The 25,597-nt window shown below is 69.4% G+C and carries 26 protein-coding genes and 2 pseudogenes; 14 read left to right on the top strand and 14 right to left on the bottom strand.

Features of this window, described 5'->3' with window-relative positions; genetic code table 11:
- Position 1 precedes the first annotated feature (1 nt).
- The 3 genes from ACZ4IF_RS38935 (at position 2) to ACZ4IF_RS38925 (ending at position 3,072) form a co-directional block, all read left to right on the top strand.
- The gene (locus ACZ4IF_RS38935; RefSeq protein WP_467572121.1) at positions 2-1,462 is read left to right on the top strand and encodes an MFS transporter; all 1,461 of its coding nucleotides are present in this window, start codon (positions 2-4) and stop codon (positions 1,460-1,462) included.
- A 94-nt stretch (positions 1,463-1,556) separates the two neighbouring features.
- Complete coding sequence (locus ACZ4IF_RS38930) at positions 1,557-1,931, top strand: (R)-mandelonitrile lyase (protein WP_467572118.1); 375 nt, start codon at positions 1,557-1,559, stop codon at positions 1,929-1,931.
- Positions 1,932-2,217: 286 nt separating this feature from the next.
- Positions 2,218-3,072, top strand: a complete 855-nt coding sequence (locus ACZ4IF_RS38925; protein ID WP_467572116.1) for a LysR family transcriptional regulator — start codon at positions 2,218-2,220, stop codon at positions 3,070-3,072.
- Here ACZ4IF_RS38925 and ACZ4IF_RS38920 read toward each other — a convergent pair.
- Entirely contained in the window at positions 3,001-3,252 is a 252-nt protein-coding gene (locus ACZ4IF_RS38920; RefSeq protein ID WP_467572114.1) for a DUF6415 family natural product biosynthesis protein, read from the bottom strand. The genes ACZ4IF_RS38925 and ACZ4IF_RS38920 overlap by 72 nt on opposite strands.
- A gap of 302 nt (positions 3,253-3,554) precedes the next feature.
- Here ACZ4IF_RS38920 and ACZ4IF_RS38915 point away from each other — a divergent pair, with 302 nt between their 5' ends.
- Entirely contained in the window at positions 3,555-5,975 is a 2,421-nt protein-coding gene (locus ACZ4IF_RS38915) for a SpoIIE family protein phosphatase (RefSeq protein WP_467572112.1), read from the top strand.
- Positions 5,976-6,024: 49 nt separating this feature from the next.
- Here ACZ4IF_RS38915 and ACZ4IF_RS38910 read toward each other — a convergent pair whose 3' ends face one another.
- On the bottom strand, positions 6,025-6,858 hold the full coding sequence (locus tag ACZ4IF_RS38910; protein WP_467572110.1) for a PIG-L family deacetylase: 834 nt from the start codon (positions 6,856-6,858) through the stop codon (positions 6,025-6,027).
- A 195-nt stretch (positions 6,859-7,053) separates the two neighbouring features.
- Here ACZ4IF_RS38910 and ACZ4IF_RS38905 point away from each other — a divergent pair, with 195 nt between their 5' ends.
- From ACZ4IF_RS38905 to rox, 4 genes are all read left to right on the top strand, one after another.
- Positions 7,054-7,974, top strand: a complete 921-nt coding sequence (locus ACZ4IF_RS38905; RefSeq protein ID WP_467572388.1) for a DUF5829 family protein — start codon at positions 7,054-7,056, stop codon at positions 7,972-7,974.
- 292 nt (positions 7,975-8,266) lie between these two features.
- Complete coding sequence (locus ACZ4IF_RS38900; protein WP_467572107.1) at positions 8,267-9,802, top strand: carboxylesterase/lipase family protein; 1,536 nt, start codon at positions 8,267-8,269, stop codon at positions 9,800-9,802.
- A 221-nt stretch (positions 9,803-10,023) separates the two neighbouring features.
- Positions 10,024-10,500, top strand: coding sequence for a macro domain-containing protein (locus ACZ4IF_RS38895; RefSeq protein ID WP_467572104.1), 477 nt, complete (start codon positions 10,024-10,026; stop codon positions 10,498-10,500).
- 215 nt (positions 10,501-10,715) lie between these two features.
- The gene (gene rox, locus ACZ4IF_RS38890; protein WP_467572101.1) at positions 10,716-12,281 is read left to right on the top strand and encodes a rifampin monooxygenase; all 1,566 of its coding nucleotides are present in this window, start codon (positions 10,716-10,718) and stop codon (positions 12,279-12,281) included.
- A gap of 328 nt (positions 12,282-12,609) precedes the next feature.
- Here rox and ACZ4IF_RS38885 read toward each other — a convergent pair whose 3' ends face one another.
- The 8 genes and pseudogenes from ACZ4IF_RS38885 to ACZ4IF_RS38850 form a co-directional block, all read right to left on the bottom strand.
- Positions 12,610-13,077 carry a hypothetical protein gene (locus ACZ4IF_RS38885; protein ID WP_467572098.1) on the bottom strand — a complete coding sequence of 156 codons (468 nt, stop codon included), beginning with the start codon at positions 13,075-13,077 and terminating at the stop codon, positions 12,610-12,612.
- 233 nt (positions 13,078-13,310) lie between these two features.
- Entirely contained in the window at positions 13,311-13,526 is a 216-nt protein-coding gene (locus tag ACZ4IF_RS38880) for a transposase family protein (RefSeq protein ID WP_467572095.1), read from the bottom strand.
- A 2-nt stretch (positions 13,527-13,528) separates the two neighbouring features.
- Complete coding sequence (locus ACZ4IF_RS38875; RefSeq protein WP_467572092.1) at positions 13,529-14,149, bottom strand: transposase family protein; 621 nt, start codon at positions 14,147-14,149, stop codon at positions 13,529-13,531.
- A 64-nt stretch (positions 14,150-14,213) separates the two neighbouring features.
- Positions 14,214-14,669: a hypothetical protein gene (locus tag ACZ4IF_RS38870; RefSeq protein ID WP_467572089.1), complete on the bottom strand. Its 456-nt coding sequence runs from the start codon at positions 14,667-14,669 to the stop codon at positions 14,214-14,216.
- Positions 14,670-15,378: 709 nt separating this feature from the next.
- Entirely contained in the window at positions 15,379-15,918 is a 540-nt protein-coding gene (locus tag ACZ4IF_RS38865) for a helix-turn-helix domain-containing protein (RefSeq protein WP_467572385.1), read from the bottom strand.
- Between the two features lie 6 nt (positions 15,919-15,924).
- A pseudogene (locus ACZ4IF_RS38860) lies at positions 15,925-16,369 on the bottom strand (cupin domain-containing protein); the annotation flags it as partial.
- A gap of 34 nt (positions 16,370-16,403) precedes the next feature.
- On the bottom strand, positions 16,404-16,682 hold the full coding sequence (locus ACZ4IF_RS38855) for a hypothetical protein (protein WP_467572086.1): 279 nt from the start codon (positions 16,680-16,682) through the stop codon (positions 16,404-16,406).
- Complete coding sequence (locus ACZ4IF_RS38850) at positions 16,655-16,870, bottom strand: SDR family NAD(P)-dependent oxidoreductase (RefSeq protein ID WP_467572083.1); 216 nt, start codon at positions 16,868-16,870, stop codon at positions 16,655-16,657. Before ACZ4IF_RS38850 ends, ACZ4IF_RS38855 begins: the two co-directional genes overlap by 28 nt.
- Here ACZ4IF_RS38850 and ACZ4IF_RS38845 point away from each other — a divergent pair.
- Positions 16,869-17,204, top strand: a complete 336-nt coding sequence (locus ACZ4IF_RS38845) for a hypothetical protein (RefSeq protein WP_467572080.1) — start codon at positions 16,869-16,871, stop codon at positions 17,202-17,204. The two genes, ACZ4IF_RS38850 and ACZ4IF_RS38845, sit on opposite strands and share 2 nt — an antisense overlap.
- Before the next feature lie 49 nt (positions 17,205-17,253).
- On the opposite strand, the gene ACZ4IF_RS38840 is transcribed toward ACZ4IF_RS38845, so the two are convergent.
- Both ACZ4IF_RS38840 and ACZ4IF_RS38835 read right to left on the bottom strand, forming a co-directional pair.
- A complete protein-coding gene (locus tag ACZ4IF_RS38840) occupies positions 17,254-17,376 on the bottom strand; it encodes a hypothetical protein (protein ID WP_467572077.1) in 123 nt (40 codons plus the stop codon).
- Positions 17,377-17,519: 143 nt separating this feature from the next.
- A complete protein-coding gene (locus ACZ4IF_RS38835; RefSeq protein WP_467572074.1) occupies positions 17,520-18,944 on the bottom strand; it encodes an aldehyde dehydrogenase in 1,425 nt (474 codons plus the stop codon).
- Positions 18,945-19,091: 147 nt separating this feature from the next.
- On the opposite strand from ACZ4IF_RS38835, the gene ACZ4IF_RS38830 reads away from it, so the two are divergent.
- The 4 genes and pseudogenes from ACZ4IF_RS38830 (at position 19,092) to ACZ4IF_RS38815 (ending at position 22,440) form a co-directional block, all read left to right on the top strand.
- Positions 19,092-19,766, top strand: a complete 675-nt coding sequence (locus ACZ4IF_RS38830) for a TetR/AcrR family transcriptional regulator (RefSeq protein ID WP_467572071.1) — start codon at positions 19,092-19,094, stop codon at positions 19,764-19,766.
- A 34-nt stretch (positions 19,767-19,800) separates the two neighbouring features.
- On the top strand, positions 19,801-20,469 hold the full coding sequence (locus tag ACZ4IF_RS38825) for an NAD-dependent epimerase/dehydratase family protein (RefSeq protein ID WP_467572068.1): 669 nt from the start codon (positions 19,801-19,803) through the stop codon (positions 20,467-20,469).
- 81 nt (positions 20,470-20,550) lie between these two features.
- Positions 20,551-20,975, top strand: a pseudogene (locus ACZ4IF_RS38820) (DUF6745 domain-containing protein); the annotation flags it as partial.
- Positions 20,976-21,216: 241 nt separating this feature from the next.
- Positions 21,217-22,440, top strand: a complete 1,224-nt coding sequence (locus ACZ4IF_RS38815; protein ID WP_467572065.1) for a cytochrome P450 — start codon at positions 21,217-21,219, stop codon at positions 22,438-22,440.
- A 188-nt stretch (positions 22,441-22,628) separates the two neighbouring features.
- On the opposite strand, the gene ACZ4IF_RS38810 is transcribed toward ACZ4IF_RS38815, so the two are convergent.
- Both ACZ4IF_RS38810 and ACZ4IF_RS38805 read right to left on the bottom strand, forming a co-directional pair.
- Entirely contained in the window at positions 22,629-23,261 is a 633-nt protein-coding gene (locus tag ACZ4IF_RS38810; RefSeq protein ID WP_467572063.1) for a TetR/AcrR family transcriptional regulator, read from the bottom strand.
- 28 nt (positions 23,262-23,289) lie between these two features.
- The gene (locus ACZ4IF_RS38805; RefSeq protein WP_467572059.1) at positions 23,290-24,654 is read right to left on the bottom strand and encodes an MFS transporter; all 1,365 of its coding nucleotides are present in this window, start codon (positions 24,652-24,654) and stop codon (positions 23,290-23,292) included.
- Positions 24,655-24,927: 273 nt separating this feature from the next.
- Here ACZ4IF_RS38805 and ACZ4IF_RS38800 point away from each other — a divergent pair, with 273 nt between their 5' ends.
- A complete protein-coding gene (locus tag ACZ4IF_RS38800) occupies positions 24,928-25,572 on the top strand; it encodes a DsbA family oxidoreductase (RefSeq protein ID WP_467572056.1) in 645 nt (214 codons plus the stop codon).
- Positions 25,573-25,597 lie beyond the last annotated feature (25 nt).

The following is a 25,597-nucleotide window of genomic DNA, read 5'->3' as shown; positions in this document are numbered from 1 at the left end:
GGTGGATTCCTTGAACACGTCAGTCGCACACGAGCCGGCCCGCACCGGGACCCGTCAGGGGCAGTCGACGCGGCGCGCCAGACGTCAGGGCCTGATGCTGGCCTCGCTCCTGGGCGGGATGTTCCTCGGAAACGTGGACATCGCGGTGGTCAACGTCGCCATCCCGTCCATCCGCGACCGCCTGCACGCCTCCGGCGGCCAACTGGAACTCATCGTCTCGGGGTACACCCTCGCCTACGCCATGCTGCTGATCACCGGTGCCCGGCTGGGCGAGATCCGCGGCAGACGGCGGGCCTATCTGTGGGGCCTCGCCGTCTTCACCCTGTCCTCGCTCGCCTGCGGACTCGCGCCCGACAGCGCCACACTGGTCGGGATGCGACTCGTGCAGGGCATCGGGGCGGCCCTGATGGTCGCCCAGGTCCTGACGAGCATCCAGGTGCACTTCGACGGAGCCGCCCGACGGCGGGCCCTCGGCGCGTACACCGGCGTCCTCGGGGCCAGCTCCGTCATCGGCCAGGCCCTGGGCGGCATCCTCGTCCAGGCGGACATCCTGGGCACCGGATGGCGGCCGATCTTCCTGATCAACGTGCCGATCGGCATCGTCCTGCTGGTCACCTCGCTCGCCTTCCTGCCCCACGACGAGACCGCACGGGACACGAAGCTCGACATGCGCGGTGTCGGCCTGCTCTCAGTCGGCCTGTTCCTGCTGGTGACCCCTCTCGTGCTCGGGCGGGACGCGGGCTGGCCGCTGTGGACGTGGCTGTGCCTGGCCGCCTCTCTGCCGGCGCTCGTGCTCTTCGCGAGAGTCGAGCAGAGCATCGCGCGGCGCGGGGGCAGTGCGCTGATGAACGTCGCCCTGCTCGCCCGCAAGCACGTCGCCCTCGCACTGGTCTCCCAGGCCGCCACCCGCGCCGGCTACTTCGCGCTCCTGTTCGTCCTCGCTCTCTACCTGCAACAGGGACTCGGCCGCAGTGCCGCCTACTCCGGTCTGATCCCCATCGCCTGGGTGGCGACGTTCGCCCTGGTCGGACCGATCCTCGGCCGACTGCCGGCACGCGTCAGGAAGCTCGCCGCACCGGCGGGAGGACTCCTGATGGCGATCGCCTTCGCCGGGATGGCAGCCGGAGCCCACAGCACCGCCTGGCTGACCGCCCTGCTCGCCGTCGGCGGCATCGGCTACGGCGCGGCCTTCAGCGGCACCCTGACCCACCTGACCGAATCCGTCGAAGCCCGCTTCGCCCCCGACGTCAGCGGCCTGTTCAACACGACGCTGCAGGTCGGCGGAACCCTGGGAGTGGCCGTCTTCGGCACCGTGTACCTCGACCTGGCCGCAAGCCGCGGGACGCCCCAGGGCGCGTTCAACACCACCAACGCCGTTCTGGCAGCACTCTCGGTCACCGCCTCCGTGCTCATCCTGTTCGCGGGCAAATCCGGGGCGGCCAGGACCGCCGTCACGGACTGAACCGACCCGCGCGCGCCGCCCACCGAGGGGCTGAGCGCTACGACCCTCTCATCAACCACCCGTCACGACCGATCACTCAAGAAGGAGCTCGCACATGGACGTCAACCGGCACCCGGGCGACGCGACCAAGGGCCCCGACGATCGCTTCTCCGGCGACGTCTGGCTGTGGCCGCGCATCGGAGCCACCGCCAACGCCGAGGTGCGCAACGTGCTCTTCACGCCCGGTTCCCGCAGCGCCTGGCACAGGCATCCGGCGGGCCAGGTGCTCCACGTCACGGAAGGCGTCGGCTTCGTGCAGTCCCGGGGAGGCGAACGCCAGGAGATCAGGGCCGGAGACACGGTGATCTGCCACCCGGGCGAGGAACACTGGCACGGCGCCACGCCGGGCACATTCATGACCCACATCGCCGTCACGGACGGACCGACCGAATGGCAGGAACACATGACGGACGAGGAGTATCTCGACTGACGTCCTGCACATGACGGACGCCGGTCCGACACGGCTTCAGCGAAAAGAGGGCAGCGTCGGACCGGCAACCCGTGCATGACCGACGTACGCCCCCACGGTCAAGTTCCCATGAACTCTGCGCCATCTGAGAATCCGTCACACCCTCTGAGGCCAGGGGGTGATGATCGTCGGAGCAGGGCATACCTTAGAATCTTGCGGACAGGGGTCAGCTGCGTTGTCATCGCGGCATCGAGGCGCATCCGGCACCGCGAAAGGTGCTTTCGGGGCACTTCATATGCTGCTCTCCATGAGCATCGAGTTACACCACCTGCGCGGGTTCCTGGCCCTCGCAGACGAGAAACACTTCACCCGTGCCGCGAAGCGCATGAACGTGTCCCAGCCGACACTCAGTCGGAACATCCGCCGCCTGGAGACATTGCTCGGACGACGACTTCTGGAACGGACCACCCGGCAAGTGACCCTCACGCAGGCAGGCGAGACCCTCTACGACCGCCTCCAGGTCCTGCTGCCGCAAATGGAGGCGGCACTGCGTCTCGAACCGGACGACGACACCTTCCGCGTGGGCTTCGCATGGGGCTTCCCCACCGGCTGGCCGCAAGAAGTCATCGCACACTTCGAGGAAGAGACCGGTGTCTCCGTGCAAGCACACCGCCATGACGCGAAGCTCGCAGGAGTGGACCGCGGGGACGCCGACATCGCGATCCTGAGAGGGCGGCTGAGGGCCCCGGGCATGGAAGCTGTCACCCTGTTGCACGAACGGAGAGTCGCGGCGGTCTCCACACGCTCCGAACTCGCCGAGCGGCACGAGATCAGCTGGCGGGAGATCGCCGATCAACAACTCGTCATCAACGAGGTGAGCGGCACCACCGACTTGACCGACTGGCCGACCGACCATCGGCCCGGCATCTCCGTGGTGTGCAGCAATTTCGACGAATGGCTCGAAGCTGTCGCCGCCAACAAGGGAGTAGGGATCGTCCCCGAGTTCGTCGGTCGGCAGCACGTCCACTCCTTCGTGTCATTTCTCGCCATCCCGGACGCACCGACTGTCCCGCTCAACCTGGTCTATCCCTCAAACGCCGGTCACCCCCTGATACCGCGCTTCGTCGCCATGGCACGGGCCGCCGTAGCCGAGCCGGCCTAGGTGAGTGCCCGGATCGGCGGGGCACTCGCGCGGCCGGCCGTGCCTGAGTGGTGCCTCGCCGACACAGGCGAGTGCGCAGTGACGCGGGACGTCGACTTCGGGCCGCTGCGGCGTCGCTCGTTCCCCGTACGGGATCACCACCATCATGTGGCCGCGCAGAACGAGCGTGACCGTCCGCACCTCCTCGGGACGGGGAAGCTCGGCGTCGTCTGCGAGCAGCCGCTGGGCGATGGCGCGAACTGGTAGGCGTCGTGCCCGACGCTCGTCGGCGACCGAGACGGTCGCCTCGGCGACCTGCGTGACGGTGTACTCCCGGACAGTGGCCCCATTCCTTGCAGGCGCTCAGCGTCGCCTTGCCGCCCCCGCCGGAACACGGGACCACCGAGCCGCCGAGCCGAGAGGACGCGAGAGTCGCGGACCGGGACCGGGGAGAGGAATATCGGAGGCACGGAGGCAAGGTGGAGGCTATGGGGACGCCGTCGATGCTTTTCAGCGAGAGTCCGGAGGATCCGTTCGCCCTGGGGCATGGCGCCTCGGCAGTGCTCGACGATCACGGCACAGTGGTCGGCTGGAGCCCACGTGCGCAGGAACTGCTGGGCTATACGGCCAAGGAAGTGATCGGACGGGCATGGCAGGACCTCCTGGTCGACGCCCGTGACCTGCCCGCCGCGCGGTCCGTCGTCGTGGACGCCATGAGGGCGGGGGGCTGGTTCGGAGTCCTGCCCATCCGGCACCGCGACGGACAGCGTGTGGAGATGGGCTTTCGGGCCCGTGCGACCATCCGTGACGGGGACGCTCAGGAGTGGATCCTGGTCGGTGCTCCTGCCGCGGAGGTCATTGCCTGGCAGCGGGACCGTGCGCTGCTGGACGGCCTGTACCGCCGGTCCCCGATCGGTCTGGTCACCTACGGCCCGGACATGAGAGTGATTCGGGTCAACCGCGCGATCGAAAAGGCGAGCGGCGTCCCTGCCGAGGCGCCGGTGGGCCGCCGTCCCCGCGAATTCATGGTCGACGAGGACGCAGGTCCGGCCGAGGAGCGGGTGCGACAGATCCTGGAGACCGGCCAGCCGTGGATCTTCACGGAGCAGTCGGCCCGGACGCGGCATGATCCGGGTCGGGAACGGATGGTGTCCGTCTCAGGATTCCGGATGGAAGACTCCTCGGGCCGGGTTCTCGGTGTCGCCGAGACGATCGAGGACGTCACTCAGCGCTACCGGGCCCGACGCAGACTCACGCTGTTGAACGAGGCGAGCGCCCGTATCGGAACCTCGCTGGACGTGACAAAGACGGCTCGGGAACTGGCCGAGGTGGCTGTTCAGGGCTTGGCCGACTACTGCTCGGTGGACCTTCTGGAGCCGGTGACGGTCGGTGACGAACCGCCCCGGGGTTTGAGAGGTTCCCTGTTCCGGGTAGCCCTCGCGCCTCCGGAACACCGGGTCCCGTTCCAGGAGGGCGAGGTGGTCCCGCTCCTTCCGGAGTCTCCGCAGGCGCGATGCCTGGCCGAGCGCCGCACGATTCTCGAACGACTGCTGTCCCTTCGCCCCGAGTGGTACGCAATGGACCGGCGACGGGTCGAGGTCGCCTTGGGTCTCGGCGTTCATTCGCTGATCGCGGTGCCCCTGGTGGCGCGTGGCCTGGCACTGGGGGTGGTGAGCCTGTGGCGAGCTCGCCATTCGGAGCCCTTCGAGGATGACGACGCCGCGGTGGCCCAGGAGTTCTCCTCGCGCGCCGCCGTCTGCATCGACAACGCCCGCCGCTTCACCCAGCAGCAGAGCGCCGCCCTGACGCTGCAGCGCAGTCTGCTGCCGAGCGCGGCGTCCGACCTGCCGGCCGTCGAGGTGGCCTGCCGATACCTGCCGGCGAGCGGTGAACCGGGCATCGGCGGTGACTGGTTCGACGTGATCCCGTTGTCAGGGGCCCGGGTCGCCCTCGTCGTGGGAGACGTGGTCGGCCACGGGATCCACGCTGCGGCCTCGATGGGCCGCCTGCGCGCCGCCGTGCGCACCCTGGCCAGTCTCGATCTGGAACCGGACGAGGTGGTCGCCCGGCTGGACGATCTGGTCGGCCTGCTGGCCGCCGAGCTGGAGGCGAACGCCGACGGCAGCCGGTCGGCGGTGGAGCAGGTGCTCGGAGCCACCTGCCTCTACGCGGTCTACGACCCGGTCTCCCGGCGCTGCTCCTTGGCACGCGCCGGCCACCCGGCACCGCTGGTGTCCACTCCGGACGGCCAGGTGACCATGCTCGACCTGCCCGCGGGGCCGCCGCTCGGCCTGGGGGGACTGCCGTTCGAAACGTGCGACCTCGACCTCCCCGAGGGCAGCCTGCTCACGCTGTTCACCAACGGCCTCCTGGAGGCGCGCAGCGGTGACATCGACGCCGCGCTGGAGAATCTGAGCGCAGGTCTCGCCCGCCCCGCCGACCCTTTGGACCGCACCTGCCAAGCCGTGGTCGAAGGGCTGCTGCCCGTCGGACACCTTCCCAGCGACGACATCGCGCTGCTCATCGCCCGTACCCGGGTGCTGCCGCCGGAGAATGTCGCCTCGTGGGAGCTCCCCCTGGAGGCGACCGCCGCTGCCCGTGCCAGGGAGCTGGCCACGGCGCAACTGACCGAATGGGGGCTGACGGAACTGACCTTCACCACCGAACTGGTCGCCAGCGAGCTCGTCACCAACGCCTACCGGTACGCGGCCGGCCCCATCACCCTGCGCCTCGTCCGTGCGCAATGCCTGATCTGCGAGGTGTCCGACACCAGCCACACTTCCCCGCACCTCCGTAGGGCCCTCAACACGGACGAGGGCGGGCGCGGGCTCTTCCTGGTCGCACAGCTCACCGAGCGGTGGGGCACCCGCTACAGCCACGACGGCAAGACCGTCTGGACGGAGCAGCCCTTGCCGTCCTCATGACCCGCTCCCTCCCCGAGGACGTCCTCTCGGGTCCCGGTGGGCCGGCTGATCAGCGGAGTCCGGCGAAGAGGTCGCTTTCGGGCACGGCCGCGCCGGTGGTGTCCTGGACACGTACGAAGGTCTCGACGCCCATCAACTCGGTGAACCTCTCCTGGCCCATCCTGAGGAAGAAGATGTTCTCGCCCTGGCTGGCGTGCGCCGCCAGCGCGTCGAACTTCTGGCCACCGAACGCGGTGGTGTCCACCCAGGTGGTGATCTCCTCGTCGGGGAGTCCGATCTCGGCGATCGCGGCGGCCTCGGCGGGATCCGGCTCCTGCGCGTCCGCACCGAACTCGCGCATGATCTCGCCGAACCGCTGCATCATCGAGCGGGGCGCCGTCGTCCAGTACACCTTCGGCGTCACCTCGGTCATCGCCAGCGCCGCCATCGTGATGCGATTGGCCTGGATGTGGTCCGGGTGGCCATAGAAGCCGTTCTCGTCGTAGGTGACGACCACATCGGGCTGGTAGAGCCGCACAAGGTCCGCAAGTCGGGCGGCAGCCTCCTCGACGGGCGTCTGCCAGAAGGATCCGGGGGCGTCATTGGCCGGCCAGCCCATCATCCCGGAGTCGGCATAGTCCAGCATCTCCAGATGACCGACCTTCAGGACTTCGCAGCTGGCTTCGAGTTCTTGACGCCGCATCAACGCGACCGCCGCCGGGTCGTGTTCGGGATCGCCCGGCTTGACACCACCCGGTCCGTCACCGCAAGCGCCGTCGGTACACGTCACAAGGACCGTGCGAATGCCCTCCGCCGCGTACCGGGCAAGGACACCTCCAGTTCCCGTGGCCTCATCGTCGGGGTGGGCGTGTACCGCCATGAGCGTCAAGGGCCAGTCATTCATGAAGCATTCCTCCTGTGTGAAAGGGCCAGGCCTCGGACCCGGTCCGCGGCGGGCGTATCAGCGGTCGTCCCTGGTGGGGGAGCAGCGGCTCGCCGATCACCAAGTGTCAAGCATTTCGGCCTGGATCAAAAGGAACAGCAACCGCATCGTCCCCGTCCTACGATCTCCCGCATGCTGATTCGCCGGACATTACGGATGATCATCGTGTTCGCTGTGGTCCTCGCCGGAGCGATCGGCGGTGGCGTGGGGACCGCGCAGGCGGAGGGGAGCCGGACCTCCTACGACCGGCAACTGTTGTTCTACAACCACTCCTACGGAGTCCTCGACCGGGAGACCGCCGATGCCATCGAGCACTCCGACTACCTTCCGGACTTCGCCAACTTCCAGGTCCGCACCACGACCGGTACCGGCGGACAGACCTGGACCGGTCGTTATCTGATGGGCCGAGAGACCTACCTGGAACTGTTCGGTGTCGGCGACATCGCCGGCCAGGACGGCACGCTCGGCTCCGCCGGACTGGGCCTGTCGACCGAACGAGCGGAAGACCTGGCGACCGTCACCGAGCGGTTGAAGGACGAAGGTGTCGCCGATCCCGTCGAATTCCTCCAGACCCGGGACTTCGGTGACGGCGTGCCCGTGCCGTGGTTCGACGCCGTCCTCACCACCACCGAGTACGACGCCTTCGGAGCCTGGGCGATGGAGTACCGACCGGAGTACTTCGCCGATCCTCGCAGCAACACCGAGCCGGCGAGTTCTCCCGGTGACGTCGGCCGGGAGCGTTACCTGTCCGACGACTACCGCACCCACCTGATGCGTGACGTGACGTCGGTCCGCCTCGCGGTCACCGAGGGCGACCTCGCGGACACCGTGCCGCTCCTGCGGGCCTGCGGGTTCGCCGTCCGGACCGTGACGGATGGGGGTGTTGTGGCTGAGCGTGGCGGCACCACGATTCGGTTCGACGCCGTCCCGCGCGAACAGGCAGGGTTGCGGCAGATCGACATGTCACTCGACCGGCCCTTGATGGACCGGCATGTGGAGCGGATCGGTCGGTCGACGCTCGTCGTCGGCCCGGGCAGCCGTGCCGTGTGGACGTTCGCCGACAACGGCACCCGGTAGACAGTGGGGTGCGCTCCCTCGACGGGGCGCCCTCAACAGGGTCTGTGAGCCCGGCATGACATGGGCGGTCCGGGTCGCCGAAGCTCGCCTCTTCGCGCACGGGCGGGTGCGGTTCCGGTGGCGTGCCGGCGGGCACGGACGACGGTCGAGCCGACCGACACCAGCCAGCCGACCTCTGGCCCAGCAGTCCGAGTCAGCCCTATTTCGCTGGCGCGGCACCCGCGCGCGGTGGATGATCCGCAGGGTCCGGGGCCGCCCCGAGACCCCTTCGTCCGCCTGAGAGGAAGTCGTGATGACTGCCGCCGAGTCCACGCCGTCCGAGTCCCGGCCCGAAGTCCGTGCGGCAGCTGGAAGACTGCGCGGTGTCCGGGAGGAGGGTGTGGCGGTTTTCCGTGGCATTCCGTTCGCCGAGCCCCCGGTCGGCGTATTGCGCTTCGCCGCGCCGCGACCGGCACGGAGCTGGAGCGGGGTCCGGGAGGCCGTCTCGTACGGCCCCCCACCCCCACAGGGTGGCCACTTCGGCATGAACGAGCTGCCGCAGGACGCCGGCGACGACTGGCTGACGGTCAACGTCTGGTCGCCCGAACTCGACCCGGGAGCAAGGCTGCCGGTGATGGTGTGGATCCAGGGCGGCGCCTACGTGATCGGTACGTCCGGCCTTCCCGAATACGACGGTGGCCGGCTGGCACGGGACAACGACGTCGTCGTGGTGACGTTCAACTACCGCGTGGGTATGGAAGGCTTCGCGCAGATCGAGGGGGCTCCTGCCAACCGCGGGCTGCTCGATCAGGTCGCCGCTCTCGCGTGGGTACGCGACAACATCCGGGCCTTCGGCGGCGATCCCGAACGAGTCACGGTGTTCGGCCAGTCCGCCGGTGGCGGATCCATCGCCGCGCTGCTGGCGATGGACCGCGCGGCCGGACTCTTTCGCCGGGCCGTCGCGCAGAGTGTGCCAGGCACGTTCTTCTCACCGGAGCTCGCCGCGGACATCACCGGCGCGTGCGCCGCCGAACTCGGGCTGCGGCCAACGGCGGCCGATCTGTCCGGCGTTGCGCCACACCGTCTCTCCGCCGCCGCCGACACGGTCGGCGCCGCGATGGACCAGTGGGCGGACCGCTGGGGTCGGCCCGCGCACAGAGCGATCCTCTTCTCGCCCGTCGTCGACGGCGACGTCCTGGCCGCCACACCGTGGCAGGCGCTGCGCGACGGCGCCGGCCGCGACGTCGAACTCCTCGTCGGCCACACCCGCGACGAGCACCGGCTGTTCACCGCCCTCGACGGTCTGCTCGGCGAAGTCGGCGAGAAGCAGGCGGTGAGCGCCCTCCAGGTCTTCGCACCCGGCCCGGACGGCGCGCAACGCTATCGCGACGCCTTCCCCGCGGCAGGCCCGGATGAGCTGTACGAACTGGTCCACTCCGACTGGCTGTTCCGCATGCCGTCGCTCCACCTCGCCGAGGCCCAGACGGCTGCCGGCGGCCGTGCGCATGTCTACGAGCTGGCCTGGTCGGCTCCGGGCATGGGCGGAGCCCTCGGCGCCTGTCACGGCCTCGACGTACCATTCGTCTTCGGCAATCTGGACCGTGGCCAGCCCGCCGCGCTCATCGGCGATCCACCCTCTCCGGAGGCAGAGGCACTGTCCACCCGAATGCGCGCCGCATGGGCTTCGTTCGCCGCCCACGGCGACCCTGGCTGGCCCGTGTACAACTCCGATCAACGCCTCGTCCAGCGCTTCGACACCTTCTCGACTGTCACTGCCTACCCCCAGGAGGCCTCCCGCCTGATCTGGCAGAGCCACACCTTTCCCGCCTTGCCGCTGATCAGCCGGTAACGCCAACCAGCCCGGCCGACAAGGGCCACTGGTTCTGTTCGACGGCGAGGACGGCCATGGCGCCACGGGCGGCGCACTGCGGTGTTCACCGACGTCGAAGGCGGCTGCAAGGCCAAGGGCGTCCGGTCCGATCCCGCGGCGTACCCGTGGTCAGGGGCGGTTCGGTCAGCGTCCGGAGAAAAGCATTGGCCTCGCATCCGGGGCCGGGCGACCATGACTCCGTGAAACCGTTGAAGATCGTCGCAGGCGACGCGACCAATCCCCAGGCGAAGGGTCCGAAGATCATCGCCCATATCTGCAATGACCTCGGCGGATGGGGCAAGGGATTCGTCCTGGCGGTCTCGCGTCACTGGCTCGAACCGGAGCGCGAGTACCGCCGCTGGCACCGCGAGCGCGCCGGTAACGACTTCGCCCTCGGAGCAGTACAGATGGTCCGCGTCCGATCCGACATCCGGGTCGCGAACATGGTCGCGCAGCGCGGGATGAAGACGGGGAGCGGCGGTCCGCCCATCCGATACGACGCCGTGGAAAGCTGCCTGCGCGCCGTCGCCGAGCACGCCCTCGCCGACGAGGCCTCTGTTCACATGCCCCGCATCGGCTGCGGCCTCGCCGGCGGCAAGTGGGAACGCATCGAGCCGATCATCAGGAAGACCTTGGGCGCCCGCGACATCGCCGTCACCGTCTACGACTGCACATGAGACCGTCTCTCCGGCTGGTGCCAGAGCCGGGGAAACGATTGGACGGGGTGATGCTCGGGCTTGTAGCTTGCAGTGGACCGCGACTTCGCCCGAGGAGGTGAGACCCATGAACGCAGTATCGACGTGGGTGCTCCCCCTTCCCGTCACGGCCGGCGACTGACGTAGGTGTCGCCGGGAGCGCCTCCACAACAAGGCACTCCCGAAAGGCAACACCCATGGACTCCTCGCAGTTCACCTCCGAGCCGTCGTCGAGCGGGACGGTGGAGCGCGACTCCACCGTGAGCGACGTTCCCGGACCCCCGTCGTCGGCCTCCGGCGCGGATCGCGCGCCCCTCATGTTCGACGTCGTCATCGCCGGGTGCGGGCCGGCCGGTGCGATGCTGGCCGCCGAACTACGGCTGCACGATGTGCGGGTTCTCGTTCTGGAGAAGGAAACCGAGCCCGTGTCGTTCGTCCGCATCGTCGGTCTGCACATGCGCAGTCTCGAACTGATGGCGATGCGCGGACTGCTGGACCGCATCCGCGCACACGGAAGACAGCGTCCGGCCGGCGGATTCTTCGCCGCCATCGACAAACCCGCGCCCCGGAACCTGGATTCCGCGCACGCCTATCTGCTGGGCATCCCGCAGCCGGTCATCGTTCGCCTGCTCGAGGAACATGCGACGCAACTGGGTGCGCAGGTCCGGCGCGGTTGCGCGGTGGTCGATTTCGAGCAGGACGACGAGGGCGTGACCGTCGAGCTGGCCGGTGAGGGCGTAGCCGGCCGGCGAGGCGAACAGTTGCGTTCGCGCTATCTCGTCGGCTGTGACGGCGGGCGCAGTACGGTGCGCAAACTGCTCGGCGTCGGCTTCCCCGGTGAGCCTTCGCGGACCGAGACGCTGATGGGTGAGATGGAAGTGGGTGTGCCGCAGGAGGAGATAGCGGCCAAGGTGACCGAAATCCAGCAGACCGACAAGCGATTCAGTATCAGGCCCTTCGGCAAAGGCACATATGGCGTCGTAGTCCCTGCCGCGGGAGTCAGTGATCGCGCAGAGCCGCCCGTCCTTGAGGACTTCGAGCAACAGCTGCGCGCCATCGCCGGAACCGATTTCGGCGTGCACTCCCCGCGCTGGTTGTCCCGCTTCGGGGATGCCACCCGGCTGGCCGAACGCTATCGGGTGGGGCGGGTGCTGCTGGCCGGCGACGCGGCACACATCCATCCACCCACCGGCGGACAGGGCCTCAATCTCGGCGTTCAGGACGCATTCAACCTCGGCTGGAAACTGGCCGCACAGATCCGCGGCTGGGCGCCGGAAACATTGCTCGACACCTACCAGGCCGAACGCCGTCCGGTCGCCGAGGACGTGCTGGACAACACCCGTGCCCAGATGGAACTGCACTCCACGGAACCGGGCCCGCAGGCCGTGCGCAGGCTGCTCACCGAACTGATGGACTTCGACGAGGTGAACCGTTATCTCATCGAGAAGATCACCGCGATCGGCATCCGCTACGACTTCGGCGAGGGCCCCGACCTGCTCGGCCGCCGCCTGCGCGACATCGACGTGGAACAGGGCCACCTCTACGGTCTGCTGCATCGCGGCCGCGGCCTGCTGCTGGACCGCACCGAACGCCTGACGGTAGGTGGCTGGTCGGACCGGGTCGACTACCTCGCGGATCCCACTGCAGCACTGGATGTTCCGTGCCTCCTGCTGCGCCCCGACGGCCACGTCGCCTGGATCGGCGACGATCAGCGGGACCTGGACGGCCACCTCTCGCGCTGGTTCGGCGATCCCGCCAGCTGATTCCGCCCGAGCAGCCCGAACGGCCCGTGCGGAGGATCGGAACGGCCCGTAGCCACTGACCATCGGAAGGCCGGCGGCAGCATCGGCCGCGGTGCTCTGACGCCAGGGTCGGCATGCGAGGAGGGGCAGCCCTCGGCGTGACGACCGGAAGACGGCGGGAGAGCACCGCGGAGCGGATCGGCGCAGGCTGCCGGTTCGCGACGGCCGACCAGACCCTCGGAACAGCCCGGCACCGACGCCGGCCGGCCGTTCTCGACCATCTGGTTCACAACTGGCGCACCTCGCACAGGGCGTCGCCCCAGTTCCGACGGATACCGTCGGCCGGGGATCACCGCTCCGGATAGGGGAGCCACACGTAGCCGGGTCGGAAGGGAACCCAATCCGGGCCCAAGGTGAGACGGGTACGGAGGTGATCGGCGAGAATGAGGCGGGACAGGGTGCCGTCGGCGAGTTCCTCCGACCATTCGGATGCCAGTTCGTCGATGTCGAGAAGACACTCCGGATCCCAGCCCACCATGGCAGCGACGTAGCCCTCGAAACGCGCGAGCAACCTGTAGAGACCACAGCCGAGTTCCGTCAGCTCGGACTCGGTGAGGTCGAACCGCGGCAGACTGCCGTCGGCTGCAACGCCACGGCCGACAGCCACCGGCAGGACGCTGAGCTGCGCAGTGGTCCCGGCTGTCGACAGCATGGGCCGATGCAGCGGGATCCGGAAGGCGCCCGCGCGGAGCGTGTACGGCCACGGCTCGATGGACGCCGCCGCCCGGGCCGCCTGGACGTCGCTGCCGAAGTCCATCACCAGTTCAAAGCACAGTGCCACGATTCGCCCCCACCGTCCGCGCCCCCTGCCGGTTCACCTGTCAGATACCGCGCTCATGGTGTCGATTAACGGCTCGAGTGCCAACTGGCGGCCAGTCACAGCTCATTGGGCGGTGTGCATCGTGAAATAGCAGGTCACGGGCCTGGTGTGCGTAGGCGTCGGGGTGTTCACGCTGGTTGCGGGCCGATGACTTCGGTGTTGATCGTCGGTCAGCGGGCGACTTCGCGGTTCGTCAGGACCAGCAGGGCTCGTACCAGCGCGGTTGCCCACTTCGGGTCGGTGCGGACCTTGCCGAGCACGCGCCAGTTCTTCAGGTGGGCGAAGCCGTGCTCGACCGGCGCCCGGACCGCGGCCAGTGCCTTGTTGGACAGCTTCTGGCCCCTGGTCAGGGGCCGGTTGCGGGCCGCCTTGTAGCCGGTGATCACCGTCAGGTCGGCGCCCGGGCCGCTGTCGTCGAGGCCGACGAACCCAGGTCGGCGATTGCGCCGAGGCCGGCCGCGCGCAGATGGGCGGTGAGTTTGTCGTGGCGGCAGGCGGTGATCTCTGAGGTGCGTCCGGGTCGGATCGCGCTCACCCAGACCAGGCGGCCTTTGTCGTCGGTGAGCGCGATCACGAGCAGGCCGTGGCACTTGTGCTTACCGGAGTAGTTCTTCCGGTTCTCGGTCCCGGTGCGGCGGCGGGTGCGGATCAAGGAGCCGTCCAGCAGGACCACCCCGCCACCCGATCGACCGATCTTCTTCAGCGCACGGTCCAGGCGCGGGGCGCGGGCGGCCATCAGCCCGACGGCTTCCCGCACCCACCGGGACACCGTGGTGCGGTGCACCCCGTTTCCGTCGGCCAGGTCGCCGGGCCGCTGGTCACAGCGCAGCACGGCGAGCACGATCCCGGCGATCTTCCCCGCGGACAGGGCCCGCCACCGCGATCCGATCTTCTTGCAGTGGCCGCGTATCAGGTCGGCGAGCCAGCTCAAGGTGGCGCTCGACAGCGGCAGGCGGGCGGTGTAGACAAGACCGTCGGGGCTCTCGGCGAGGCTGTTGTTTTTCTTCACACCAAACTCAACTGCCGTCGGGGGCCCTTCAGTTACGCCACTGCGGTATGCCGGGCCAGCACGGCTACAGGCGCGCGGTGAACTTCCCGTCGGCGCGCTTGTGCAGCCAGCCGCGGTCCGCGAGCTTGACCAGCTTCGCCCGCAACGGCTCCAGCTTCCCGCGCACCTCCACCTGAAGGCCCAGTTCTTCGCCCACCGCCCGCACCTGCACCGGACCGCCGGCGGCCCGCACGATCGCCAGGATCCGGCAGTAGTCACCGGGAAGTGCGGCCTCATCCGGGCTGTCGCCGCGGTACGGGACCAGCAGCACCGCACGCCCGCCGACCTGCGCCGACGCCGGTGCGACGGCAGCGCGCTCCCCAGCGATCTGCTCGCTCATCCGCGCCAGGACCCGCTCGGTGACCGCGAGTTCGTCCCGCTCGGCCCTCACCTGCTCCAGCTGGTTGATCAGCTGTTCTTCCAGCCCGTCCAGTTCCGCGCGGCGCGCGGCGATCCGTTCCAGCACCTCGGGGTCCACCATGCCCGGAAGCGTAGGAGCCCCGCGGGCCGGAACGGACCGTGGCGGCACAGGGAGCCGATGGTGTAGGTGTCGGCGAGGTTGCCCTGGCCGCCCGAGAGCGTGCTACCGATGCGGTCCTTGTATCGTCGCCCTGTCCGGCGTGCGTCATCGACTGGTCCTCAACGGCGCCGAGGTCGTCGTCACCCTCCGCGCTGATCGCCAAGGGCGACTTCGAGGCGTACGAGCGTTTCCATGCCGCACGCGAACAGGAACGGCCGTATCCCGGTCTGGTACAGGGAGAAGCCAGTCCCAGGGCCCGATTAGCGACGTCACTCGAAATGATCCGCGCCTTTCTCAGTCTGCTTCGGGTCGCCAGGAGGGCGCGGCGCGGCGTGCCGAGTGCGCCGCGAGGAGGCCGATCGTCACAGCAGCGAGTGAGAAGCCAATGGCTGCTGTGGCCAGGACTGGCCAGGAGAATTTGCCTTCTCGCAAGGCCGGGGGTGACGACCTTCAGGCCGCGCTGCTCGTAGCGAGTGACCCAGTGCTCCCACGACAGCGGCGTCATCCACAGGCCATGAATGAGCACGACCGTGTCTGCGGCTGCTTCCCGTTCCATCGACGTCACCCGATTCTCTCCGGCCCGGCGACCGGAACTGCCGTCGGCCGGCTCGTCCTTCAGTTGCGGGCTCGGACGCCGCAACTCGTCGGCCCTCCGCCGACGACAGGAACGCTATTGAGACGACGGACCAAGTGGAGTGATCGATTCGCTGCATTTCTGTGCCCAAACGCTCAGCAGGCCGCACTGGCCGACCCGTGGCACCACAGGTCCCCTCGTGCGGCGCAGCGGCCATCCCTTCCGGGAGACGCGCCAAACGCGTGGAGCCGCGCCGTACTCGCGGGTGAAGGCCCTGGAGAACGCCGCTTCGGAGTCGTATCCCACCGTCCTGCCGATCGAGCCGACTGCTTCGGTGGTGGTCGCGAGCCGGTCGGCTGCGCGCGCCAGACGCAGCCGGGCCAGGTAGCGGGCGGGTGGATCGCCCACGAGTCGGGTGAAGCGCGCAGCGAACGCAGCCCGGGACATCGAGGCGAGGTCGGCCAGTTCCTCCACGGACCAGGGCTGTTTGGGGCGGCGATGGATGGCCCACAAAGCAGGTCCGAGCGAACGGTCGAGCGCCACGGTCAGCCACCCTGGGCTGCCGCCCGCTCCATCAGCGGCGGACCATGCCCTCAGTGCCTTGATGAACAGCAGATCGAGGAGCCGGGACGCCATGGCCCTCGACCCGGCGCTCGGGTCGGCGATCTCGGCCGCGAGCAGGCCGGCGCTGAGCGGCAACCAGTCCAGCCCGGCGTCGGAACCGCGCAGGACGATGACGGGTGGCAGTGCCGCGAGCAGCGGGGAGGCCGCGTTCTCCTCGACGAGGAAGCGGCCGGTCATCCAGGCAGCGCCGTCGACCGACCTCAACCGGTGTGCCGGTCGCCGGCAACGCCATGTCTCCCTGTCCGAGTCGCTGCTGCACGCCCTCGTCGACGACGAGTTCCACAGAACCCTGCTCGACGATGTGCAGCAGCCTCTCTCCTCGCACATGGCGGATGTCGGTCCCTCCGACCGCGCGGACGACGGTCAGCGCCTCGCCGCGCAGATGGATCAGGTCCAGTACGTCGGACAGCGCGTCGACGGACGCGTCGAGCGGGGCGGCGTCGTGCTCGACCGGATCACTCATGTTTCCTGGGCCTGCCTGTCGTGTGGTGCCTCTGTCACTGGTGCCGGCGGATCGTTCGCCACGGCGGTCCGGATCGCAGCAGATCCAGGCCGGCCGTCGACCACGCCTGGTCTGCGATGATTCCACCATCGCGACGGTGAAGACCGAGGGTGACGGCAAGATTGTTCACGGCCTCCCTCCGGGTACGGGCCAGCGGCTGACCGGGTGTGCTCCAGGAGACTGTGACGGAGGCGATGTCGCCGTAGCCGGCGTTGTTGACCACGACGTCCAGGCGGCCGAAGGTCTTCACGCCCTCCTGGACGGCCCGCTGCACCTGGTCGTCGTCGGTGACATCGAGGGCGCCAGGGCCAGGATCCGCTCGCCGTACTGGGCGACCTGGCCGTCGAGTTGGGCGGGCTTGCGGGCGGTGGCGACCACCTGGTCGCCGGCCTTGAGGGCGGTTTCGACGATGGCGCGGCCAAGGCCGCGGGAGCTGCCGGTGACGAACCAGACTTTGGACATGAGGGTGCTCATTTCTGTGGAGGAGGGGAGGAGTGGGGTCCCGCCGGGACGGGCGCTGCGAGCGGCGACCGTCCCGGCGGGCTGGTGGGCCGGGATCTTGGCGATCTGCTCGGCGATGAGGTCGCACATCTCGCGGGTGCGACCGGTTTCCTCGGTGAGGACGGTGAAGGCGTGGTCGAGGCCCTTGAACTCGCGGTGTTCCAGGAGGGTGTCGGCGGCCCAGCCTTTCGGCGTGGCGCGCGCCTTCGCCGCGCAGCAGGTCGGGTTCGCAGGTGATGACGAGGGCGGGGGCGACGCCGTCCGGGCTGTCGGCGTTGTTGCCGTACAGGGGTGAGGCGAGCCGGTCGCTGCCCCACGACGGAGTCGCCGCCGTGGAAGGTGTCCTACACCTGCGGTATGGCGTCCAAGTCCTGGGGCGGGTGGTGGATCGTGTCCTCGGCGTCGCCGTACGCCGTCGGAGACATCAGGGTGTTGGTGCGGCCGGGGAACTCCGGGAAGGTCACCACGGCCGGCACCCGGGGGCCGGAGCAGCCTGGACGCCTCGGGCGAGAGGACGGGCGACGAGGGGGGAGAACAAGGTCATGCTGTCCCCTCGGTCGGAAGGAAGCGGATCGGGGCGTCGAGCAGCGAGGACTGCGGGCGGCGCGGATCAGACGGCGATGGTCTTGTGCTCGATGTACTGATTGAGGCCGACGGCCCCGAACTCGCGCCCCACACCGCTGGCCTTGAAGCCGCCGAACGGGCCGTCGAAGGCGGGCATGGCGCCGTTGACGAGCATCAGGCCGGTGCGCACCCGGCGGGCGACCGCCAGCGCGCGCTCGCGGTCGGCGGACCAGACGCCGCCGCCCAGGCCGTAGTCGGAGTCGTTGGCGATCCGGACCGCGTCGTCCTCGTCGTCGAAGGGGATGACGACCAGGACCGGCCCGAAGATCTCCTCGCGGGCTATGCGCATCGAGTTGTCGACGTCGGCGAAGAGGGTCGGGGTGACATAGAAGCCGCCTTCCAGGCCCTCGGGAACCTGCGGCCCGCCCGTCACCAGGCGTGCGCCCTCGGCGATGCCGAGTTCGATGTAGGAGCGCACGCGCTCCTGCTGGTCGGCACGGACCATGGGGCCGATGAACGTGGCCGGGTCGGACGGGTCACCGACGGTCAGCGACTCCATCATCGCCTTGACCGCCTCGACGACCTCCTCGTAGCGGCTGCGCGGGGCCAGGATCCTGGTGTGGGCCTGGCAGTTCTCCGCGTTGTTGCCCAGCGAGTGGAACCTCAGCCCCTCGGCGACGGCGGCGAGGTCGGCGTCCTCCAGGACGATCACGGCGGACTTGCCGCCGAGCTCCAGACTGACCCGCTTGAGCTGCTCACCGGCCAGGGAGGCGATCTTGCGGCCCGCCGCGGTCGACCCGGTGAACGCGATCTTGTCGACGTCCGGGTGGGCGACGAGGTACTCGCTCGTCTCACGGCCCGCGGGCAGCACCGAGACGACACCCTCCGGGAACCCGGCCTCCGCGAAGACCTCCGCGAGCGCCAGGGCATCGACCGCCGTCTCCGGCGACGCCTTCAGGACGACGGTGGCACCTGCAAGCAGCGCGGGCACCATCTTGGCGAGGGCCGACTGGTGCGGAGCGTTCCACGGGATGACGGCGGCCACCACGCCGACCGCCTCGCGGCGCAGCAGCGCCCCTGACGCGAGCGGCTCCTCCCACCGCAGGTTCTCGGCGGCGCGCAGGTAGGCAGCGGTCTGCTCGGGCAGGCCGTGCACGTTCAGCCCGGTGGTGATCGCGATCGGCGAGCCGTTCTCCGCGGTGATCAGTGCGGCCATCTCGGCGGACCGGTTGCCGTACAGCTCCTGGAAACGCTGGACCGTCTCCTGACGCTCCTCGGGCGTCAGCCGCGGCCACGGGCCGTTGTCGAAGGCATCGCGGGCTGCGGCCACCGCCGCGTCCACGTCCGCCGGAGTGGCGTGCGGAACCGTGCCGACGAGCGACTGGTCGTGCGGGGAGCGGACCTCGATGACCTCGGAACCGGCCGGGGCCACCCAGTGGCCACCGATGAAGAGCTTGTCGTAGGACGTCATGGCACATCTCGCTTTCTGCCCTGCGGGCGCTGCTCGCAGGGCGGGGGACACCGACGAGCCCTTTCAGACCGCCGGTCTATTACGTGCTCCCAACGTAAGGGACCGTCGGTCTGATGTCAAAAGACCGTGAGTCTGTAAAGTGGGTGTATGACGACCTTCCAGCGCGCGCGCAGCGAGGAGCAGCGCGCGATGCGACGCCAGGCGATCCTGGACACCGCTGCGGCGATGCTCGACGAGATGCCCGTGAGTGCGGTTGCCCTCAACGAGCTGAGCCGCCGGGTCGGTCTCGCCAAGTCGAATGTGCTGCGCTACTTCGAGTCCCGCGAAGCGGTCCTGCTGGAACTCCTCGATCAGGCGTGGAAGCAGTGGAACGCCGATCTGCCCGAGCAGCTTGATGCCGCCGTCGACGCCGACGCTCCGGTGAGCCGACGCGGCGAGCAGTTCGCCGAGGTCATCACCCGCAGCCTCGCGGACCGGCGGATCCTGTGCGACCTGCTCAGCGCCCAGGCCGGCGTACTGGAGCACAACGTCTCGCCCGAGGTCGCCGCCCGCTACAAGAAGGCCGCCCTCTCCAGCGTCGCCGGCCTCGCCGCCCTGGCCCGCGTCCACCTGCCTGAACTGGGCGAGCGCGCCGAGCAGTTGTGCGGACAGATGATCATGGCCGCCGGGGCGGTATGGACACACGCCCGCCCGTCAGCCGCCATGCTCGCCGCCTACGAGGAAGATCCCTCCCTGGCCGTGTACCGGATGGACTTCGCGCCGTCCCTGCAGGAAACCCTGACGACCCTCGTCGCCGGGACCCTCGCCCGCGCGCGGTCCTGACGCGCGGCCCCGCCTCTCAGTGTTTGGAGCAGTCATGCGCGTGGTCATCTTCGGCGCCTCCGGCATGGTCGGGCAGGGTGTCCTGCGCGCCTGCCTCCTGGACGACACCGTCACCGACGTCCTGCTGGTCGTCCGCAAGCCCCTGGGAACGTCGCACCCGAAGATGCGCGAGCTCGTGCACGCGGACTTCGCCGACTTCTCCGCGATCCAGGACGAGTTGAAGGACCTGGACGCCTGCTTCTACTGCCTGGGCGTCTCGGCGGCCGGGCGGAAGGAAGCGGAGTACACCCGGATCACGTACGACTGCACGCTCGCCGCCGCCCGCGTGGTCGGCGCCGGCAATCCCGCACTGACCTTCACGTACGTGTCGGGGGAGGGTACCGACAGTACGGAGCAGGGCCGCGCGATGTGGGCGCGCGTCAAGGGCCGTACGGAGAACACCCTGTTGGCGATGGACTTCCACGCGTACATGTTCCGCCCCGGCTACATCCAGCCCCGGCACGGCGCCGTCTCGCAGACAGGCAGCTACCGGGCGCTGTATCGGGCCACGTCCTGGCTGTATCCCGTCCTGCACCGCATCGCGCCGGGGCACACGACCACCACTGAACACCTGGGGCGGGCGATGATCGCGGTCGCCAAGCAGAAGGGCAACGAGCCGCATGTACTCGGCAGCGGCGACATCAATCGGCTCGGCGCACCTTGACCACAGCTTGCCGCCGCGTCGAAGCCCACCGCCGCCGCCAGCCCGGAGAAGCGCAGCTCGTTCGGCGAGTTCGGGTTCTGCCTCTACCACGGCGACGGTCCGGCGCTCGCCCCCCCGACGGCTTCGCCCTGCACGCCTGGCGCGGCATGCTCGTACCGGCGGACTTCCTCGCCGAACTGCCCACGCTCACACCGGAGCGGATCCGCTCCGAGGGGAACGCCGAACTGCGGCGCGTGATGCTGGAGTACTACGGCTACGACCGCTATCTCGCCGACTCGGGCGCCCGGCCCGTGCGTCAGGACGAGACGGGCACGCTGTGGCGCATCGATCTCGTCGACGACGAGCCCGTCGTGATGGTCGAGGTACTCAACTCCACTCCGGAGCCGGACGGGACCCGGCGCACGTACTGGCTGCGAGTACCGCCGTCGACCCGGACGGCGAAGGCAGGAGTCGCCTGGACCTTCGGACTGCACGCCGAGGTGTACGCGCCGGTGCGGGAGACCTGAGAAGAGGGCGTCGGGAGGTCGGCGCCTCCCTGTCGGTCGAGGCGCCGCGCGGCGTCCCGTCGGAGGGTCTGTGGGACAACGCCAAGGGGCAGGCAGCCATCCGTCCGTGACGCAGCCGGTCGGCGGCCGCCACCCGTTCCCGACGACCAGGCGCTCAACTTCCGCCGACACGGCCCTGTTTGACGACGCCGAAGATCACTAGCCTGGTTCCTGACGGCCAGTCACCTATCCGAGGAGTCCCGTGTCCGCCCAGCAGCTCCCCGACATCCTCTCGCCCGAGTTCGCCGCCGATCCGTACTCGGCCTACGCGGTGATGCGGGAGAAAGAGCCCCTGATCTGGCACGAGGCCACCCAGAGCTACATCATCTCCCGCTACGAGGACGTCGAACGCGTCTTCAAGGACAAGCGGGCCGAGTTCACCACCGACAACTACAACTGGCAGCTCGAACCGGTCCACGGCAAGACGATCCTGCAGCTCAGCGGGCGCGAACACGCTGTACGGCGAGCCCTTGTCGCCCCCGCGTTCCGCGGCAGCGACCTGCAGGAGAAGTTCCTGCCGGTCATCGAGCGCAACTCGCGTGAACTCATCGACACCTTCCGGCGCTCCGGATCCGCCGACATCGTCGGCGACTACGCGACCCGTCTGCCCGTCAACGTCATCGCGGACATGCTGGGCCTGGACAAGGCCGACCACGCACGGTTCCACGGCTGGTACACGGCGGTCATCGCCTTCCTCGGCAACCTCTCCGGCGACCCCGAAGTGACCGCCGCGGGCGAGCGCACCCGGGTGGAATTCGCCGAGTACATGATCCCGATCATCCGCGAACGACGCGACAACCTGGGCGAGGACCTGCTGTCCACGCTCTGCGCCGCCGAGGTGGACGGTGTGCGTATGAGCGACGAGGACATCAAGGCCTTCTGCAGCCTGCTGCTGGCCGCCGGCGGGGAGACCACCGACAAGGCGATCGCCGGCATCATGGCGAACCTGTTGCTTCATCCCGAGCAGCTGGCGGCGGTCCGCGAGGACCGGAGCCTGATCCCGGCCGCCTTCGCGGAGACCCTGCGTTACACCCCGCCGGTCCACATGATCATGCGGCAGTCGGCGACCGAGGTCCAGGTGACCGGCGGCACCGTGCCGGCCGGCGCAACGGTCACGTGTCTCATCGGCGCCGCCAACCGCGACGAGCAGCGCTACCGTGATCCGGACCGTTTCGACATCCGTCGCGACGACCTCACCACGACCTCGGCGTTCTCGGCCGCCGCCGACCACCTCGCCTTCGCGCTCGGCCGGCACTTCTGCGTCGGTGCGCTGCTGGCCAAGGCGGAGGTCGAGGTGGGGGTGAACCAGCTGCTGGACGCCATGCCCGACCTCCGCCTCGCCGACGGCTTCGACCCGGTCGAGCAAGGAGTCTTCACCCGTGGCCCCAAGGCGCTGCCGGTGCGTTTCACACCGGACATCCCCTGAGTTCGCCGCGGCGGCAGCACGCACGGCAGCCGGCGGTGTGCCCGCCGGACGCGGGTGTTCTCCGGCGACCGGCGGGCATCGGCCGCGGGGCGCCCGCCGCCGGCCGATGCGCTGCTTCCGCGCGCTGTCACCGATCAGCCTGCGCGAAGGCGGCCGCCTTGCCCACGCCGCTGGTTCGGCCGCCCTGCTCACGCCATTGGTTCGGCGGGCCTGCCGGTGAGGAGTCCTTCGGACGCGGCGGTCACGGCGCGAGGTGCCGCGCCGAGGAGGACCGCCGCGGCGGCGCGAGCGGTGGCGGCTGCCGAGAGATCGCGGTCCATGCGCGCGGAGTGGGCGGCACCGTCGTAGAGACAGTGCAGTTGGCGGGCGAGGGCCTCGGGATCGGCAAAGCCGGCCTCGATGGCCAGTTCGGTGAACAGGCCGCGCAGCCACGCCCGGTGACCCTCGGCGACCTGCCTGACCGAACCGTCGTCCGGGGCCTCGGCGGTGGCCCGCATGAAGGCACAGCCCTGGTAGCCGGGTTCGGCGAACGCCTCGCCCTGGGCGTCGAAGATGCCCAGCAGCCGCTCGCGTGGGGTCCGGCAGCGGGCCAGCGTCCGAGTGATCCGCTCCTGAATGCGCGTGCTGCGCAGGTCGAGATAGGCGCAGACCAGTCCCTCTTTGCTCCGAAAGGTGTTGTAGAGAGACGCCTTGGCGACCCCGGCGTGCTCGATGACACGGTCGATGCCGACGGTCTGTATGCCTTCGCTGTAGAAGAGCTCGTCGGCTGCGTCGAGCAGGCGCTGTCGCGCGGACGCCTTCGGCACGGTCTTGGTAGCCACTCGTCTCACCTGTTTCGGACGGCCCGGTTCATTCTGCCTGTGCGGCGACTTCCGCCACGCACGGGCTCTGCGCGGCGCCCACGACTGCGCGGGGCTCCGGGTGGGACCGGACCACTGCGACCCGCTCCGCGCGACGGCCGCTGACCACGAGCCCGGTCAGGGCTATGAGGGCCAGCGCGATGACCGCGGCTCCGTACTCCCGGGCGGTCTCCACGAGCCCGCCGCCGTGCACGACCAGTATGCCGCCGATGACTGCGGGAACACCCAGACCCAGGTAGCACACGACATACAGCAGGGACAGCACGCCGGCCCGTTCGTGCGGGGCGACCTGCGGCATCACCATGCGGATGCCTCCCTGGAAGCCACTGCCGAAGCCGAAGCCGGAGATCGCGCCGCCCAGGAAGAATCCGGCCACGGAGACCGCGCCGCCCGCACCCGAGGCGATGGACGCCAAGGTGATCGTCACCCCGACGACCAGCGTGCCGATGCCGATCAGCATGACCGTCTGCGTCGCGGTACGGCGCAGGAACACCACGGCCAGCGCCGCGGAGCCGGCGAGCACGAACAGCGGCAGCCCGCCCCACACCACGGAGTCGGAGTGCTCCAGAGTCCTGACGATGGCCGGTCCCAGCGCGCCGTACAGGCCGGTCAGTGCCCACACCGCGAACAGCACGGGGGCGGCGATGGCCACGGGGGTGCGCGCGGCCGCGGGGAGCTTGATCTCGGGCGTCATGCTCGCCAGCGCGCCCGGCTTCCGGCTCACCGATTCGCGCAGAGCGAGTACGGCCAGTGCCTGCAGGACGAAGACCGCGAGCAACACGACGTAGACGAGGTGGGTGGGCGCGGGCAGGTACTGGACGATCACACCGGACACCAGGGCGCCAGTGGCGGTCCCGATCGCCGGTGCGAAGGAATTCAGGAAGCCGCCGCGGCGTGGGTCGATGTCGAGCATCCCGGCGCCGATCGCGCCGACCGCTGCTCCGGTGCTCAGGCCTTGGACGATGCGGGCGGCCAGCAGTCCTCCCACTCCGGTGGCGGTGAGGAACACGACCATCGCAAGGGCCTGGCCCAACAGCGCTGCCACGAGAACCGGCCGTCGGCCCACGTGGTCGGAGATCTTGCCGAAGATCAGGAGGGAGGCCAGCACGGCTACGGCGTAGACGCCGAAGACGACGGTCACGGTGATGGGGGAGAAGCCCCAGTGCTGCTGGTAGATCGCGTAGAGCGGTGTCGGCGCGCTCGACGCGGCCAGGAGTGACACGAGGATCGAGGCCAGCAGGCCGACGGAGGCCAGCGGCCCCAGCAGCGGCTTCCTTGCGCGGGCGTGCGCGGGAGTGGACACGGCCGGGCGGCTCGCGGGGGCATCGGCTTTGGCTGTGGATGCAGAACTCATGGGTCACTTTCGAGACTGGTGCAAGGGCTCTCACCCAGGCACTAGACAGATCTGTCTAGTGCCTGCCTCAACAGTGGGTGGGGAGTCGCTATTCCCGTCGTCCTCGTATGTCGCGGGGGAGTCGTGGCGTGGCCGCGGCGCGGGAGTCGAAATGGACGGTCGGCCGAAATAGATGGTCGGTCGTCTATATTGGAACCGGTCAACCGGACCGTCCCGGCGGGGAAAGCGCCTGATCGCAGAGCGCTACCGCGCACATGCAAGGAGATGTTGAACATGCGTGTCGAAATATGGACCGATATCGCCTGCCCCTGGTGCTACGTCGGCAGGGCTCGCTTCGATCGAGGGCTCGCGGCGTTCGCCCACCGGGACCAGGTGGAGGTCGTCCACCGCTCCTTCGAACTGAACCCCGAGGCCTCCGACGGTGACGTGCCGATCATCGACGCGGTCGCCGCGCAGTACGGGCGCACCCGTGAGCAGCAGGTGGCCCGGGAGGAGCAGGCCGCCGCCATGGCGCGGGAGGTGGGACTGGGGTACCGCATAGGCGGCCGTGTGTTCGGGAACACCTTCGACCTGCACCGGCTCGCCCACTTCGCCAAGACGCGTGGCCGGCAGGCCGAGTTGATGGACGTCGCCTTCCGGGCGAACTTCGCGGAGGAGCGTTCGGTGTACGACAGGCAGACACAGCAGATTCTGGCCGTCGAGGCGGGGCTCGATGCCGCGGAGGCACGGGAAGTACTCGAGAATCCCGACGCGTTCGCCGCGGAGGTCCGGGCCGACGAGCGACTGGCGGCCGAACTCGGCGCCACCGGAGTGCCCTTCTTCGTACTGAACCGGCGCTACGGGGTGAGCGGTGTCCAGGCGCCGGAGGGGTTCACCCGGGCGCTGGAGCAGGCCTGGGCGGATCGACCGGCGGCCTGAAGGCGTCGCCGGAAGAGGCGGAAGC

This window comes from Streptomyces sp. NPDC025784 (assembly GCF_055558435.1).
The sequence above is the reverse complement of the archived record's forward strand: the minus strand, read 5'-3'. Positions and strand labels throughout refer to the sequence as shown.